General features: G+C 62.9%; 10 protein-coding genes and 1 pseudogene. 10 read left to right on the top strand and 1 reads right to left on the bottom strand.

The genetic code is table 11. From position 1 onward, the window contains the following. Positions 1 to 653 precede the first annotated feature (653 nt). Positions 654 to 1943 (bottom strand): annotated as a pseudogene (locus QZY07_RS17455) (IS256 family transposase). Between the two features lie 296 nt (positions 1944 to 2239). Between QZY07_RS17455 and QZY07_RS17460 the strand changes: the two are divergent. From QZY07_RS17460 to QZY07_RS17500, 10 genes are all read left to right on the top strand, one after another. Further along, on the top strand, positions 2240 to 3808 hold the full coding sequence (locus QZY07_RS17460; protein WP_295405491.1) for a C-terminal helicase domain-containing protein: 1569 nt from the start codon (positions 2240 to 2242) through the stop codon (positions 3806 to 3808). Between the two features lie 54 nt (positions 3809 to 3862). Then, complete coding sequence (locus QZY07_RS17465) at positions 3863 to 4150, top strand: type II toxin-antitoxin system Phd/YefM family antitoxin (RefSeq protein WP_295405479.1); 288 nt, start codon at positions 3863 to 3865, stop codon at positions 4148 to 4150. Between the two features lie 62 nt (positions 4151 to 4212). Beyond that, positions 4213 to 4479, top strand: a complete 267-nt coding sequence (locus QZY07_RS27520) for a hypothetical protein (RefSeq protein ID WP_363184420.1) — start codon at positions 4213 to 4215, stop codon at positions 4477 to 4479. After that, positions 4416 to 4586, top strand: a complete 171-nt coding sequence (locus QZY07_RS17470; protein ID WP_295405480.1) for a hypothetical protein — start codon at positions 4416 to 4418, stop codon at positions 4584 to 4586. The genes QZY07_RS27520 and QZY07_RS17470 overlap by 64 nt, the downstream gene beginning before the upstream one ends. A 22-nt stretch (positions 4587 to 4608) precedes the next feature. After that, positions 4609 to 9942, top strand: coding sequence for an N-6 DNA methylase (locus QZY07_RS17475; RefSeq protein WP_295405482.1), 5334 nt, complete (start codon positions 4609 to 4611; stop codon positions 9940 to 9942). Then, positions 9939 to 10418 (top strand): type II toxin-antitoxin system VapC family toxin, encoded by a 480-nt coding sequence (locus tag QZY07_RS17480; RefSeq protein ID WP_295405483.1) that lies wholly within the window; start codon positions 9939 to 9941, stop codon positions 10416 to 10418. The genes QZY07_RS17475 and QZY07_RS17480 overlap by 4 nt, the downstream gene beginning before the upstream one ends. Next, complete coding sequence (locus QZY07_RS17485) at positions 10411 to 10653, top strand: hypothetical protein (protein ID WP_295405485.1); 243 nt, start codon at positions 10411 to 10413, stop codon at positions 10651 to 10653. The genes QZY07_RS17480 and QZY07_RS17485 overlap by 8 nt, the downstream gene beginning before the upstream one ends. Positions 10654 to 10953: 300 nt before the next feature. Next, on the top strand, positions 10954 to 12036 hold the full coding sequence (locus tag QZY07_RS17490) for a Fic family protein (protein WP_295405487.1): 1083 nt from the start codon (positions 10954 to 10956) through the stop codon (positions 12034 to 12036). Positions 12037 to 12288: 252 nt separating this feature from the next. Continuing rightward, a complete protein-coding gene (locus tag QZY07_RS17495; protein ID WP_295405493.1) occupies positions 12289 to 12735 on the top strand; it encodes a transposase in 447 nt (148 codons plus the stop codon). Positions 12736 to 12843: 108 nt separating this feature from the next. Further along, positions 12844 to 15588, top strand: coding sequence for a DEAD/DEAH box helicase (locus QZY07_RS17500; protein WP_295405489.1), 2745 nt, complete (start codon positions 12844 to 12846; stop codon positions 15586 to 15588). Positions 15589 to 15971 lie beyond the last annotated feature (383 nt).

The following is a 15971-nucleotide window of genomic DNA, read 5'->3' on the forward strand; positions in this document are numbered from 1 at the left end:
AATCATCAATGGGTTACAGCCTGTTTCTGACCCTATCGTACGGTGATTTCACACCATCTTCGACCAAGGGTCCAGATCATAACAGATTGTTTTTATAAGACGAAACAGGTTATCGTTCAGGCACAAGTTAAGGAATTGACCGCCATGTCAAGCAGAGGCCACTGGGGCCTGAGTCTTTTGTTTAGGCGGCTTGCGGGGACGTTTGATGATCCCCAAATCCTTGGCTTCCTCGGCCAGATAGCGCACGGGTCGAGGGTGGGATCCTGCTGCAGGGCGTCGACCACAAAGTACAAGCTGCGGTCGACCATTTCCATGGAGATCTCGGCGAACGGGCGCCCCAACGCCTCGGCCAGGCACTGGTTCAGTTCAGTTGTGCAATATAAATTATATATATCAATAACTTGATATATATACCCGCACATTGGAAAATCTGACTTCCTTACAGGGAAACCCTGTATTGACTGCGCTTGGAGAGCGACTATTGGTTTCACCTCTTTGCTGCAGATCCCCTCAACTACCTGATTTTTTGGTTTTTCTTTCCAAATTGAACTGAACCAGTGCCCTCGGCCACGGCGTCGGTCAAATCCACCAGGACGGCATCGAGGATGAGCTATTGTCCAATCTGGTGTATGCCAGGTGAATGGCCGTTTGGCTCAGGCGGCGTCCCGTTGCTCCTCCGGTGGGTCATCGGTCACCAGGAGTCCATCTTCATAGCGTGTCCCCGCCAGCAGTTCCTGGAGCTTCTCGGGGGCACGAATCCGTCGCCAGGACTTGGCGGCTTCCTCGGCCAGCTTGAAGGCCAGCCCGAGGAAGGTCTTGCGGGTGACGCCGTTCTTGGTCCGCGTGGTGCGATGGCGCACCGTCGCAAAACTCGACTCGATCGGGTTGGTGGTGCGCAGATGAATCCAATGCTCCGCAGGGAAGGCGTAGAAGGCCAGCAACGGGTCGCGGTCCTTGATCAGTTTCGCGGTGGCCTTCGGGTATTTGGCGTCATCACGCTTCACAAACCGCTCGAACGCCCGCCGGGCTTCGCGCTGGGTCGGGGCCATCCAGATCGCTTGGAGGTCGGCTTTGGCCTTGCTCTGCAAGGACTTGGGCAAGTCCGCCAGCACGTTGCCGCTCTTGTGAAACCAGCAACGCTGAGGCGTGGTCTCCGGAGACACCTGCTCCAAGGCGCTCCAACACCCGAGCGCCCCGTCGCCGACCGCCAAGCGCGGCCCCAGGGTGAGCCCTTGTGCCTGGAGATCGCGTAGCACCTCGAGCCAGGATTCCGTGGATTCACGAAACCCGTCGCCGATCGCCACCCATTCCTTCTTGCCCTCGGGGGTGACACCGAGAATGACCAACAGACACATTCGCTCGTCGTCGTCCTCGCGCAGCGACGTATCGATGCCATCGGCCCACCAGTCGACGGACTGCTGATCCGCCAGGGAACGCGGCGTCCAGTCCTGATGCTCCTGTGCCCACTGGGCCTTCAGGCGCCCGAGGAGGTTCGGCGACAGTCCCTTGGCGTCCTCTCCCAGCAAGACCTGCAACGCCTCGCTGAGATCCCCGCTGGAGACCCCTTTGAGGGACAGCCACGGCAACGCCGCCGAGACGCGGGGTGTGCGCCGCACGTCGGGTGGGGCAAGGGACGAGTTGAACTTGATTCCCGAGCCCGAACGGTCGCGCACCTTCGGGACCTACACGGGGACGGGGCCGATTCCAGTGAGAATTTCGCGTTCGGGAAGGTAGCCGTTGCGCACCACCGCGCGCCGCCCATCGAGGAGCGTCACCGTCTCGTACTGCCCCAACAGCGCCTCGACCTCCACCTCAATGGCGCGTTGAATGAGCTGACGGGCGCCACGGCGCACCAACTCCTCCAACGGCAGGCCCAGTTCGTCCAGGACCGGTGTGGACAGCGGGCTTGCACCGCCGGTCTGCTTGCTCGTATCGTCGCTCATGGCGCACCTCTTCGTTGCTGGCGTGTGTTGTGACAACCACATTGTCCGCAACGGTGCGCCGCCTTCCAAGCCCCGATCAGCCTTCGCTCATACACCAGATCCGAGCATAGCTCGGCCAACAGCTTTGCCTCCCTGATCTGGCTGCTGGACCCGACCGCCATCTCCGATCCGGACGACTACACCCGCGCGGACCTGGACCGCAAGGATCTGTTCGTGCGTCGGTTCAAGAAGGACATCAAAGGCCAGGCCGAGGGCCAGTTCCCGGATTCAGCAAGTACCAGCGGCTGCTGACCGCGCTGCGCGACCCGGAGGCCGAGTGGACCGGCAAGGACAGCAAAGACCGGCTGGTCATCTTCTCGGAGCGCATCGAGACCTTGAAGTGGCTGATGGCCAGGCTTCCTGGTGATCTGCGCCTCAAAGAGGATGCCTTCACCATCCTCGACGGCGGCCTTTCCGACATCGAACAGCAGGAGATCGTCGAGCGGTTCGGCCAGGAGCACGACAGCCTCCGGGTACTGCTGTGCTCCGATGTGGCCTCGGAAGGGCTGAACCTGCACTACTTCTCTCACCGGTTGATGCACTTCGATCTGCCCTGGTCGCCGATGGTGTTCCAGCAGCGTAACGGCCGGGTGGACCGCTTCGGTCAGGAGCGCACCCCGCGCATCGACTATCTGCTCACAGAATCCGAGATCGAGACGGTCAAGGGCGACCTGCGCGTCATCGAAGTCCTGGTGCGCAAGGACGAGCAGATCAGTCGCAATATCGGCGATCCAGCCTCCATCCTGCGCAAGCACAGCATCGAGGATGAAGAGCGGGTGGTGGCCGAGGCGCTCGCCAGCGGCATGAGCGCCGAGCAGTTCGAGCGGGACTGTATCGACGCGCCCGCCACGCAGGACGACGATGACTGGGAAACGGCCCTCTTCGGCCCGACACCGGCGCCGCCCCCGGCCCCTGTCGCTCCCGAGCCACACCGGTTTTTTCCGGATGTCTACGCCTTCGCCAAGCAGGCCATCAGCCGGATTCCCGAGGCGGAGGGCTACCGCCTCGACGACCAGGCCCGCCTGCTGCGCCTCACTCCGCCCGCGGATCTGCGCCGTCGCTTGCGCCGCCAGTTGCCCGCCGAGGTGCTGCGCGAGACCGACGAGTATCTGCTGTCCGCGCATCCCGGCCTGGTCGAGGAATCCATCCAGCGCGCCCGTGAAGAGGACCGGCAAGGCGCGGCCTGGCCTGACATCCAGTTTCTCTGGCCTCAGCACCCCATCTGCCAATGGCTGATCGACCGGGTCATCGGCGACGTGGGCCGTCGGCGCGCCCCGGTCATCACCAGTCCGCATCTCGCGGCGGACGAATGTGCCTTTCTGATGTTGGGCCTGATCCCCAACCGCAAGGGCCAGCCACTGATCGCCGAGTGGAAAGCGGTGGTCCGCCACGGTGACGGCGACCATGCGATCGAAGACTTCGACGCCTTCTGTGCCCGTGCCGGTATCGCCGAGCGAGGGTTGCCCAACGCCAGGCGCGCTCTGGACCTGACGGCGCTGCAACAGGCCCTGGGCGATGCGGTCGCCACCATGCAGTTGTACGTCGAGGATCAGGTCAAGCGCTTCAGCACCGCGCGTGCCGAGGAGGTGAAACGTAAGCTGGCGGAATTGGACGAGCTGCGCGGCGCCCAGGAGCGGCAATTGGAGCTGCGCCTGGCCACGGTGCTCGACTCCGTCAGAATCGGGCGCCGGGCGCGCCGCATGAAAGACATCGAAGATGTCTTCACCGAGTACAGCCCATGGGTCAAGGACAGCCTTGAGGTCGAGCCCGCGCCCTTCGTGCAGGTGCTCGTGGGCGTCACGGCGCCGGGATCGAGCGACGGATGACAAGCTTCGGAAGGATGCCTAATATGGCCATCAACATGACCAGGAGATTGAATCATGGCTGAAGCCTCGATCGCCGACGCCAAAACCCAACTCACGCGCCTCATCCACCGGGCGGAGCGAGGTGAGGCGGTTCACATCACGCGTCGCGGCAAACCGGTTGCCGTCTTGCTGTCGGAAGATGAGTATGCGCGTCTGCGCAAGGGGCAGGCACAACCAGATTTTTGGAACCTCATCAACGAGATGCGATCCGACCCAGCCTTTGAGCCAATCGAGTGGCCGAAGGATGACGTCGACGCTTGGCGTGATCGCCGCCCGACGCGGGACTTCGAATGGCCGGAGTGACGTATCTGCTGGATACCAACATCCTCTCCGAGCCCGTCGTTGCTCGGCCGCACCCCGGGGTGATGCACAGGATCGAAGCCAACCGCGGAGCCCTGGCTCTCTCCTCCGTGACTTGGCAGGAGATGCTCTATGGCATGCTCCTCTTGCCCCCTGGTCGGCGCCGGGAGCAGGTTGAGGACTATCTCCTGCGGCGCGTTCGCCCCTCCCTGCCCATCCTCGGCTTCGAAGAGCCTGCCGCGCGCTGGCGGCGGAACAGCGCGCTCGCTTGCGCCAGGCGGGTAGACCGCCGTCCTACCCTGACTCCCAGATCGCGGCGATCGCCGCCGTGAATGACCTGGTGCTGGTGACGCGCAATGTCGATGATTTCGAGGGATTCACCGGACTGCGACTCGAGAATTGGTTCGACGAGCCCAAGCCTGACCGGCACGATCCGTAAGCCAGGAGCGCCCGACCGAACCATGGACACCACCGAAAAATTCGATGTCTTCCCCGGCATCGTCAACGAGAACGAGTTTTACAGCCATCACTTCTTCGCCCATGTCTTTCAGTCCCGGGTCAAGGATTGGCTACAACAGCGCCCTGGGAACGAACCGGACGACGAGCCTCCGGCCAAGCGCCTCGCGCGCCTCGCCACACCCTTCTTTCAGCAGCATGCCCGCTATCCCTGGGACGAGGATTTTGCCAGCCAACGCCAGTGGCACCAGGATCTGCACCGGGATCTGTTGCGGGAGCTGGGCTTCCGCCTGGAGCCCCAGGAACAGGAATGGGTCGGCGGTCAGCCGCTTCCAATCTGGTCCCAGATCGGCAAGACCGTCGGTCTGCCGGACCTGATCGTCATCCCCGCCTTCAATCCGGACGAGAAGTCCCGGCAGCCAGGCGAGACCAGCGACCCGCTCGACACCACCCTTTGCCCACGGCACTTCGCCATCGAGGAGATCCCGGCGGCCTATTTCGCCAAGGACCGGAAGACCCCGCGCCCCCTGGCCGAGCTGCTTTCGGACGCCCTGTTCGCCGCCGACCATCCGCCGCGCTTCGTGCTCGTCGTGGGCGAGATCGAGTGGATCCTGATCGACCGCTTCAAGTGGCCCGCCAACCGTTTTCTGCGCTTCGACCTGACGGAGATCCTGGGTAAGAAGCCTGCCGCCACGCTCAACGCCTGCGTCGCCCTGCTGCACCGCGAGGCACTGTGCCCCGACGCGGGCCCCGGGGGCAGCGAAGGGTCACTGCTCGACACCCTGGATGCCGAGTCACACAAGCACGACGCGGGCGTGAGCGAAGACCTCAAGTACGCCCTGCGCGAGGCCATCGAGTGGCTCGGCAATGAGGCGGCCCGCCAGCTCCGTGAGCAGGCCACCGAAGCGAAGAAAGGTTTCTTCAGCGGCAAGGACCAGCTTGACGCCAATGATCTCAGCCTCGAATGCGTGCGCCTGGTCTACCGCCTGATTTTCCTCTTCTACATCGAGGCCCGTCCCGAGCTGGGCTACGTGCCCATCAATAAAAGTGACATCTACACTCGTGGCTACAGCCTGGAGCACCTGCGCGACCTGACCCTGACCGATCTGCAGACCACCGAGGCGCAGAACGGTCAGTATTTCGACCAGACCCTCCGCAAGCTCTTCATGCTGATCGCCCAGGGCAACACCCTCGCGCAGCGAAACCTGACCGGCGCCGGCTCAGGGTTTGGCACCGTCAACGCCTTCGAGCTGGCGCCGCTCGACAGCAAGCTGTTCGACCCCGCGAGCACGCCGCTGCTCAACAAGGTGCGCTTCCCCAATCACCTCTGGCAGGCGGTGCTGCGCGGACTCTCCTTCGCCAAGGATCCCAAGACCCGGCGCACCCGCCGGGTGAGTTACCAGGCGCTCTCCATCAACCAGTTGGGCGCGGTCTATGAGTCGCTGTTGTCCGATCGCGGATTCTTCGCCGCCGAGGATCTGTACGAGGTGATGCCGGAGGCCAAGACGAAGCCGGCCGCGGGCGCGGATGACAATGACAATGAAGAAGACGACGAGTCCGGCGCTGACGACGCCTATGGCGGCGCCACCGACCTGCTCGCCAACGGCTGGTTCGTCACCAAGGACCAGATCGGCGACTACAAGAACAGCGAGAAGGTCACCTTCACCAACGCCGAGGGTCGCAAGGAGTTGCGGGGCTATCCCAAGGGCGCCTTCATCTACCGCCTGGCCGGGCGCGACCGCCAGAAGAGCGCGAGCTACTACACGCCCCAGTCGTTGACCCAGTGCCTGGTGAAATACGCCCTGAAGAAACTGCTCGCGGACAAGCGCGCCGACGACATCCTGACCCTGCGCGTGCTGGAGCCGGCCATGGGCAGCGCGGCCTTCTTGAACGAGGTGGTCAATCAGTTAGCCGAGGCGTACCTCACGCGTAAGCAGCAGGAGCTGAAGCGCCGCATCCCGCACGATGAGTACGCCCAGGAGTTGCAGAAGGTGCGCATGCGCCTGGCCGACGCCAACGTCTTCGGTGTCGACCTCAACCCCATCGCCACCGAGCTGGCCGAGGTCAGCCTCTGGCTCAATGCCATCTATGGCGAGACCGATGAGACCGGCCGCCCCAAGCCGGCCCGGGTGCCCTGGTTCGGCTACCAGCTCTTCAACGGTAACTCGCTGGTCGGTGCCCGACCGCAGGTGTTTCGCGTCAGTCAGCTCTACGCACCCAAGAATCTCAAGCGCGGCGGCAAATCCGTTCCCAATCCCGAGTGCTGGCTCAACGCCACGCCGCGCCGCCTGACCCTGGACGAGCCGCGCCAGGACGACGAGATCTATCACTTCCTGTTGCCCGACGAAGGCATGTGCGACTACGCCAACAAGGCGGTCAAGGAGTACTTCGACGAGGAGCTGGATCGGGTCAAGACCTGGAAGAAGCCCTTTCTCGGGGGCTTCTCGGACATCGAGATCAAACACCTCAAGCAGCTCAGCGCCCGGATCGATGCCCTCTGGCGGGAGCACGCCCGGCAGTTGGCCCAGGACCGCGCACGCACCGAAGACAGCCTCCCGGTCTGGCCCGACACGGCCGAGGGCACCGTCACCAGCCGGGCCAGCAAGGAGGCGACCCGCAAGGCCTGCATGCTGAGCGAGGACAGCGACACGGCCACCCCCTACCGGCGTCTCAAGCTGGTGATGGACTACTGGTGTGCACTCTGGTTCTGGCCTCTGGACCAGGCGCAGACCCTGCCGGGCCGGACCCAATGGATCACCGAGATTGGCGCCATTCTCGACGGCAATCTGATGGACATCGACGAGCAGACGGAGCTGGATTTATCGCCCAAGCCGGTAGGTGCCGTAGGTGCGGCTTCAGCCGCATCCACCGCACCAACCGATGGCGAAGTGCGGCTAAAGCCGCACCTACACGACCGCTACGGCGAGCTGCGGATCAAACGGCTGCGTGAGCACTTTCCCCGCGTCGCTCAGGTGGAGACGCTGGCGAACCGCTATCGCTTCTTCCATTGGGAGCTGAGCTTCGCCGATATCTTCCGCGAGGCCGGCGGCTTCGACCTGATTCTGGGGAATCCGCCCTGGCTCAAGGTGGAGTGGGAGGAACAGGGCATCCTGGGCGAGGCGGACCCCAAGATCGCGATTCGCAAGCTGAGTGCCTCGGATCTGGCCAAACGCCGGGCGGCGCTGTTCGAGGAACGGCCGGACATGCGTGGGCCTTGGCTGGGAGAGTTCTGCGAACAGGCGGGGATGCAGGCTTTTTTGAACGCGGCGCAGAATTATCCGCTGCTCAAGGGCGTGCAGACCAATCTTTTCAAATGTTTTCTTCCGCAGGCGTGGATGGTGATTCATGCGCGGGGTGTGGCTGGATTTCTGCATCCTGAAGGAATTTATGATGATCCGAAGGGCGGACTGTTCCGGGCAGAGGTGTATCCGAGGTTGCGGGGGCATTATCAGTATGCCAACGAACTGATGTTTTTCCCTGATGTCGATCATCATGCGAAGTTCAGCATCAATATCTATGGCCAGGCCCGTGAAACGCCGGCATTCACGCATTTGGCCAATCTCTTCCTGCCGCAAACGGTCGATGCCTGTCATGAGCATGATGGCGCCGGCACAGTGCCGGGCATCAAGGAAGAAGGCGACAACGGACGGTCGATTTGGAACACCAAAGGCCACCGTGATCGCTTGATTCCAGTGGGCTTGCACGAGTTGTCGCTATTCTCGCGACTCTACGACGAAGCGGGGACTCATCCGCTGCAAGCGCGCCTGCCCGCGCTTCACACCCGCCAGTTGATTTCGGTGTTGGAGAAGTTCGCGGCGCAGCCTCGGCGATTGGGTGATCTAAAGGGCGACTATCTTTCGCTGGAGATGTGGCACGAGACCAATCAGCAGCGGGACGGCACCATCCGCCGCGAGACCGGTTTTCCCGCCGACGCTGATCAATGGGTGCTCTCCGGCCCGCATTTCTTCGTCGGCACGCCCTTCTACAAGACACCGCGCGCCGTCTGTACCGCCAACAGTCATTACGACTGCCTCGACCTCACCGCGCTACCGGACGATTATCTGCCGCGCACCAACTATGTGCCCGACTGCTCACCGGCGGAGTATGCCGAGCGGACGCCGAGGGTACCGTGGGTGGATGCCCGCGATGCCAGGACGCCCAACCCCGAGGATGCAACTGATGCATCTAGCGCATCTGGCTCCCACGCTCCAGCGTGGGAGCAAGCGACGACGCTCCAGCGTCACGAGCCGGAGACGGGCCGCTGGAGCGGCCAGGACGGCATTCCCACGCGGAGCGTGGGAACGAGAAGGGAACGGGTGACGGATTACTATCGTTTTGCGAATCGTGAAATGATTGGTCCGTCCTCTGAACGCACGATGATTTCAACGCTTATTCCGTCCTGCGTCGGGCATGTGAACACCACCCTAGGTACAGCATTCAAGCGCACTGAGACCCTCCTTGATTATTTCAGCATGTGCCTTTCCATCCCCGTGGATTATCGGGTCAAGAGCACCGGAATGGGTCATGCCAATACAACGCTCATCAATCAACTGCCTGTTCTGGGCGATGATCACTATCGCTCTGCCTTGCACGCGCGCGCCTTGGCGCTGTGCAGCCTCACCACCCACTACGCCGACCTCTGGCAAACCAGCTACCAACCCGACTTCCGCCAGCAACACTGGTCCAGCGATTCGCCTTTGCTCAGTGCGGCTGGCAGTCTGCCTGTAGGTGCGGCTTCAGCCGCACAGACTCCATTGGACGACGGTCACGATGCGGCTAAAGCCGCACCTACGGCCGCACCGACATCCAATTTCTTCGCCAACCTCACCCCCACCTGGCAACGCCACTGCGCCCTGCGCACCGACTACGCCCGCCGTCAGGCCCTGCTGGAGATCGACGTCCTGGTCTCCCAAGCCCTCGGCCTGACCCTGGACGAACTGCTGACCATCTACCGCGTCCAGTTCCCGGTGATGCGCCAGTACGAGGCCGACACCGGGTACGACCAGACCGGGCGCATCGTCTTCACCCCGAGCAAGGGCCTGGTCGGCGTCGGCCTGCCGCGCAAGGCCCAGAAGAAGGATCTCAAGGCCGGTATCTCCTTTGGGCGGCGCACCCCCGAGCGTCAGGAGCAGGGTATCGCCCTGGGCTGGGAGGACGTGCGCGACCTGCCGGCCGGCTGCACCGTCAGCAAGACCTTCCCCGACGATACGCTGCCCGGCGGCCCGGTGCCGCGCACCATCACCTATCAGGCTCCCTTCGTCCGTCCCGACCGCGAGGAGGACTACCGGGTCGCCTGGGCGTTCTTCAAGCAGGGGAAACCTCAGGATCTTCCGGCATGAAGTCGCGCGTCTACATCGAGACCTCGGTGATCAGCTATCTGACCGCTCGCCCGAGCCGGGATTTGATCGGTATGGCGCGTCAGCAAGTGACTCAAGCCTGGTGGGACAATCGCGCGAAGCACGACCTATGCGTTTCGGAGGTGGTCGCTCGCGAATGCGCATCCGGAGACCCTGGGGCCGCGGCAAGACGGATGGCCGTCATCGAGGATTTGCCTCTATTGCGGGTGACCACGCATGCCGTCGAAATCGCCAAGGCGTTGGTCTCACGCGAGATCATCCCCCAGAAAGCCGCCGAGGATGCGCTGCATATCGCGATTGCCACCGTCCATGCCGTGGATTTTCTCCTCACATGGAACTGCAAGCACATTGCGAACCCTGAGATTCAAAGGCAGATCGCGCTCTATCTGGAAGAGATCGACCTGTTCTTGCCCTTCATCTGTACACCTGACGAGCTACTCGGAGCCGATGATGAATGACGAGATCCTCGACGAAGTCCGCGCGATTCGCGAAGCGCATGCCGCCGCATTCCAGTTCGATCTCGATGCCATCTACGCGGACATCAAGCAGCGCGAGATGGAGCACCAGGCGCGCGGAGCACGGTTCGTCGATCCACCTGCAACGCCCCGCCAGGTGAGATCGCCGTACCAAGGAATCCGGTTCGGCCATCGACCACATGAGGAGCCGCGCGCTGATCAGAAGCGTTCGGGATGAGCCGCCGTGTGGACCGACCCCATCGTTGAAGCACTACCTCGCCTGCGCGCGGCGCAGGCCGCGCGCTTCCATGACGACCTTCAGGCGATCGCCGCTGGCCTACTGAGAACGGAGCGGGAGTGGCCAGGGTCCAAGATCGATCCTGGACCGCAGCCGCTGCGCATCCGGCCGAGAACCTTACCTGTCAACGCACAGCATTCCGATCAGCGATCCTTGAACGATGGGCAATGAATGGGCGGTGCTCGGAATCCACTCCCTGAGTGGCGAGCGATGCGTCAGGCATGAACGGCGGCCCCGATCATGATGACGACGCTGCGCCTCTTTGCACTCAACCGCCTGAGCCTCGAGGCGAGCACGGCCTGGTATCTGAACGACCTGGGTGAGCTGCGCGGCAAGCAGGAGCTGTATACCCAGCAGTCGCCGCAACGCCTGAAGGCGCTGCGTGAGTCGGCGATCATCGAGAGCGCCCTGTCCTCGAATCGAATCGAAGGGGTGACCATCGACCCGCAGCGCATCCGGGACATCCTGGTGGCGCCGCGCCCGCTCTTTCGCGACCGGGATGAAGAGGAGGTGCGGGGCTACCGCGATGCCCTGGCCCTGATTCACCGGGATCCCGCCGAGCGACCCATCGACCACGAGACGATCCGCCGGTTGCACGCCCTGACGCGCGGCCAGATCTGGGATGCCGGTCAGTACAAGTCGAAGGACGGAGACATCATCGAGCGCTATCCGGACGGCACGGAGCGGGTGCGATTCCGCACCGTGCCGGCGGCGGTAACTCAGGGCGCGATGGAGACCCTGATCCGGGACTGGAGCCTATGCCTGGAGGAGCGGTGGGTGCCGCCGCTGCTCGCCCTGGCGGCCTTCAATCTCGATTTCCTGTGCATTCACCCCTTCCGCGACGGCAACGGGCGTGTGTCGCGTCTGCTGTGGCTATTGCAGAGCGCTCAACTTGGCTACGAGGTCGGGCGCTACATCAGCCTGGAGCGTCTGGTCGAGCAGAACAAGGAGCGCTATTACGAGACCCTGGAGCGCAGCTCGCAGAGCTGGCACGAGGGCGAACACAACCCCTGGCCCTACATCCACTACGTCCTCTCGATCATGAAGGAGGCGTATCGCGACTTCGTCGACCGGGTCGGCGAGATCAAGGCCCCGCGCGGCGAAAAGCGCGAGTCGGTCATTAAAGGCATCGATCAGCTCCTGTCCAGGCCCAGAGGCAGCTTCAAGATCAGCGAGCTGGAGCAGGTCTGTCCAGGCGTCAGCCGAGACATGATCCGTCACGTCCTGCGGGAGCAGCAGGCGCAAGGCGCGATCAGTTGCTCGGGTCGCGGCGCCGGAGCGGCTTGGTCGAAGGGCGGCGGAGGCAATCAGGGTAACGAATGACCCTCAAGTGAGGGTAATGAACAGGGTAATAACACCGATGAGCGCGCGAATTATCGGGCACATGATCGAGGCGGCGGAACAGGCGCTGGCGTTCGTGCAGGGACACGAACGCGCCGATCTGGACTTGTAGGTGCGGCTTTAGCCGCACTGAAGCCGCACGATGTGTCGGGTCGGCACTTGGTCGGTGCGGCTGAAGCCGCACCTACGGTCGCACGAACAAACGTGCCGGAGCATGATGAACGGGGGGAGACATTGCCTTGGGATGATTTGCGCAAAGGGCGCTTTTCGGAGGCGGGACGTGCCTACCATGTCACGACCGTGGTGGCGGATCGTCGGCCCGTGTTTCGGGATCTGTGGCTCGGACGGATCCTGGTGGGGCAGATGATGCGCTTGCAGGATGAGGGGGCAGTCGACAGTCTGGCCTTCGTTATCATGCCGGATCACCTGCATTGGCTGATGATCTTACAGGCTGGCTCGGAACTGTCGGAGGCGATAAGGCGGCTCAAGGGGCGCTCGGCGCGGATTCTGGCGGAGCGGACTGGGCATCGGCCCTTCTGGCAACGAGCCTTTTATGATCATGCGGTACGAGGCGAGGAGGATTTGCGCGCCATTGCACGCTATATCGTCGCCAATCCCCTTCGCGGCGGTTTGGTGGAAAGGATTGGAGAATATTCCCTATGGGACGCAATTTGGATGTAGGTATGGCTTCAGCCGCACACACGATTGCGGAAATGGTTTCGCGGAGTCGTGCGGCTGAAGCCGCACCTACGGCCGCACCTACTTGTACATTCATGGAGGATTGGACAGATGCTGCCATCGCTGGTCGTTGATGAGGTTCGCCACGGCGTCGCCGAGACCCTGCGCGTCCAGTTCGAGCCATCCACCGAGCTGTTCAAGGACGCGGTCCGCCGTCTGATCGAGGATCCGAGCTGGATCAAGGGGCCTTATGTGCAGCTCGGATTGCCCTTCGTTGCCGGCGACAAGGGCAAGCGCTTCTTCACGGATTTCGAGACCGAGCACCCGGCCTTTCTCCATCAGGAGCAGGCCTGGCGGCGGTGCGGTGTTGACCTCCGCTCCATGTTGGTGGCCTCCGGCACCGGCTCCGGTAAGACCGAGTGCTTCCTCTATCCAGTGCTGGAGCATGCCGCTCAGGCACGTCGGCAGGGCGCGCCGGGCATCAAGGCCATCATCATTTATCCGATGAACGCCCTGGCCGACGACCAGGCCAAGCGCATCGCCGAGCCTGGTGCATCATGCTACGCCGGCCTTCGCGCCGGGCTGTTCGTGGGCTCGGGCAAGACCAAATACAAGCCCGGCAAGGCGGGCAAGAACCCCGAGCAGGACAGCTTGGAGATGGGGGTCGGGCACGTCATCACCGACAAGGACGTGCTGCGGGACAACCCGCCGGACATCCTGCTCACCAACTACAAGATGCTGGATTTTCTGCTGATCCGGCCCCGGGATCAGGTGCTGTGGCGTTTCAACGAGCCGGATACGCTGCGCCACCTGGTGGTGGACGAGTTGCACACCTTCGACGGCGCTCAGGGCACGGACCTGGCGATGCTGATCCGCCGTCTGCGTCATCGCCTGAAATGCGAGGGGCCGCGCCTGATCTGTATCGGCACCTCGGCGACCCTCGGCGATGCCAGCGATACCCGCTCGCTGCGGGACTATGCCGGGCAGGTCTTCGCCACGGAGTTCGATGAGGCGTCGGTGATCATCGAGCGCCGGCAGGGCTTCGATGCCTTCATCGGCAACCGGGTGGTCAAGCATCTGATCGCCGACGACGAAACCGTGTTACGGGCGATTCGACCGCAGACGTTCGACCGCCCTCAGGAGGCGGTCGCGCAAGTTCTGCCGGGCTTCTTCACCGACCCCACAACGCTGGTGGAGCTTCAGGCCGGTATCGATACGCCCCTGCGCCGGGTGCGGCTCGGCGAGGAACTCAAGAAGCACCTGCTGTTTCAGTCCCTGCTGCGCACGGCCACCCAAGCCCCGGTCACGGTCGATGAGATCGCCGACAAGCTCCAGCGCACCTTGAGCGCCCGGCTGATATCGGAGGCACGGTCCCTGATCGCGGCCCTGCTGACCCTGGTGGCCTGGGCGCGCGCGCCCCATGCCGGGCAGGCGGTCGATGCGCGCACGCCGGTCGAACGGCTGAGCGCCTTGGTGAGCCTGCGCATTCAACTCTGGCTGCAGGAGCTGCGCCGCGTTCTGGCCACCGTCAGCCGCGACCCCGCCGACATCGATCTCCGGTCCGAGGCGGCGGTGCTGAGCCAGCGCGAGCGGCTGCGCCTGCCGGTGATCCAGTGCCGCCATTGCCATGCCACTGGCTGGCTGACCCTGAAGCCGCCCCAAGACAGCCGGGTGGTGAACAGCCCGGACAAGATCTATGCGAGTTTCTTCGCCCGCTATCCGGATACCTTCATCGTTCGCGTCTATCCCAGGCAGGCGTCGGACGGCCTGAGCCCGCGCGCGATGACCCTCTTGTTGAGCCGCACGCTCTGCGGCCAATGCGGTCACCTTGGGAATGATCTGGGCACTCAGTGCCCGCATTGCCAAAGCGACGACGTGCTGCCGGTGCACCTGGCCTGCGCGACCCGCAAGGTGCGGTTGCGGGTCGAGGCCGAGTCCGGCCGAGCGGCCAAGGAGGTCACGGTCCATGACGATCGTTGCCCGGTGTGCGGGGAACGCGGCGGACAGCTCATCATCGGCGCTCAGACCACCAGCCTCGCGGCCCACGCCGTGGAGCGGCTGTGGTCGGCACGGCTCAACGATCACAAGAAGCTGATCCTGTTCTTGGACTCGGTGCAGGACGCGGCCCACCGGGCCGGGTACATCGAGTCCAAGACCGAGGGCTATCTGATGCGCGCGGGTCTCGCCAAGGCCCTGGCGATGCTGCCGCCAACACCAGAGTCGGCGCTCCCCTGGGATCAGGCGCTCGACGCTCTTGGACGCGCTTATCTGGACCCGGCCAGCCCCATGGCTCTGTCCCCCCGGGACTTCGTCGCGCGCTTCATCCCGCCGAGCCTGGAGTGGTTGCGCGACTGGCGGGATCTGCTGGCCAGCGGCACTCTGGCGCCTGGCTCGCGGCTGCCGGAGATGCTCAGCCAGCGCATGCAGTGGCGCGCTATCGAGGAACTGGCCCACCGCTCCGACCGGGGGCGCACCCTGAGCCGGGTCGGCATCGCCGTGCTGTTCCCGGACCTGGCCGCGATTCAGGCGCTGACCCGGATCCTGACCCCCGAGCTGCGCCAGGCCGGGGTCGGATTGGAAGCGCTGACCGAGGAACAGGTGCGGCACTGGGCCACGGGCACGGTGCTGGCGCTGATCCGCGCCGGGGCCATCTTTCACCTGGGGCTGGAACAGTTAGCGGAGACCGGGGATTTCGGCCGTTTCGAATACGCCCCTCAAAGAAAACACTGGTTCCCCCATCGCGGCAAGTCCGGCACGCCACGCTTCATCACTCGGGAGTCCGGCCGGCACGGCTTTCTGCACCTGGAGGGTAACTATTTCTACTTTGTTAACTTTGACTGTCGCATAAGCAAATGAATTTTAAGTTATTTTTTATGGGGTACGATAAATCTTCATCTACTATGTCCCCATTGGAGCTAGATGGTGGTGGTTTATGGGTGATTACAGGCACTCAACGAGCTACTAGAACCCCATCGTTAGTGTGTATTTTTGTTTATTATCATAAAAATTAGATACTTAAAGATTTTATGAAGGTAACAAAGTAGAATTAATGGCCTAGAATTAAACAAATCGCATCCTGATTTAAAGGTTAACTATCTTGAGTACGTGGAGGTCGAGAATGATCGAATTTGCTGTCGCTTTACCTGGGTGACCGATATAACGATCACTGAAAATAATTGCATCGAATTGGTGCGAGGAGGTCGCTCACGCTGGAAAATCGAAAATGAAACATTCAACAC

This window comes from uncultured Thiocystis sp. (assembly GCF_903866365.1).
GTDB lineage: Bacteria > Pseudomonadota > Gammaproteobacteria > Chromatiales > Chromatiaceae > Chromatium.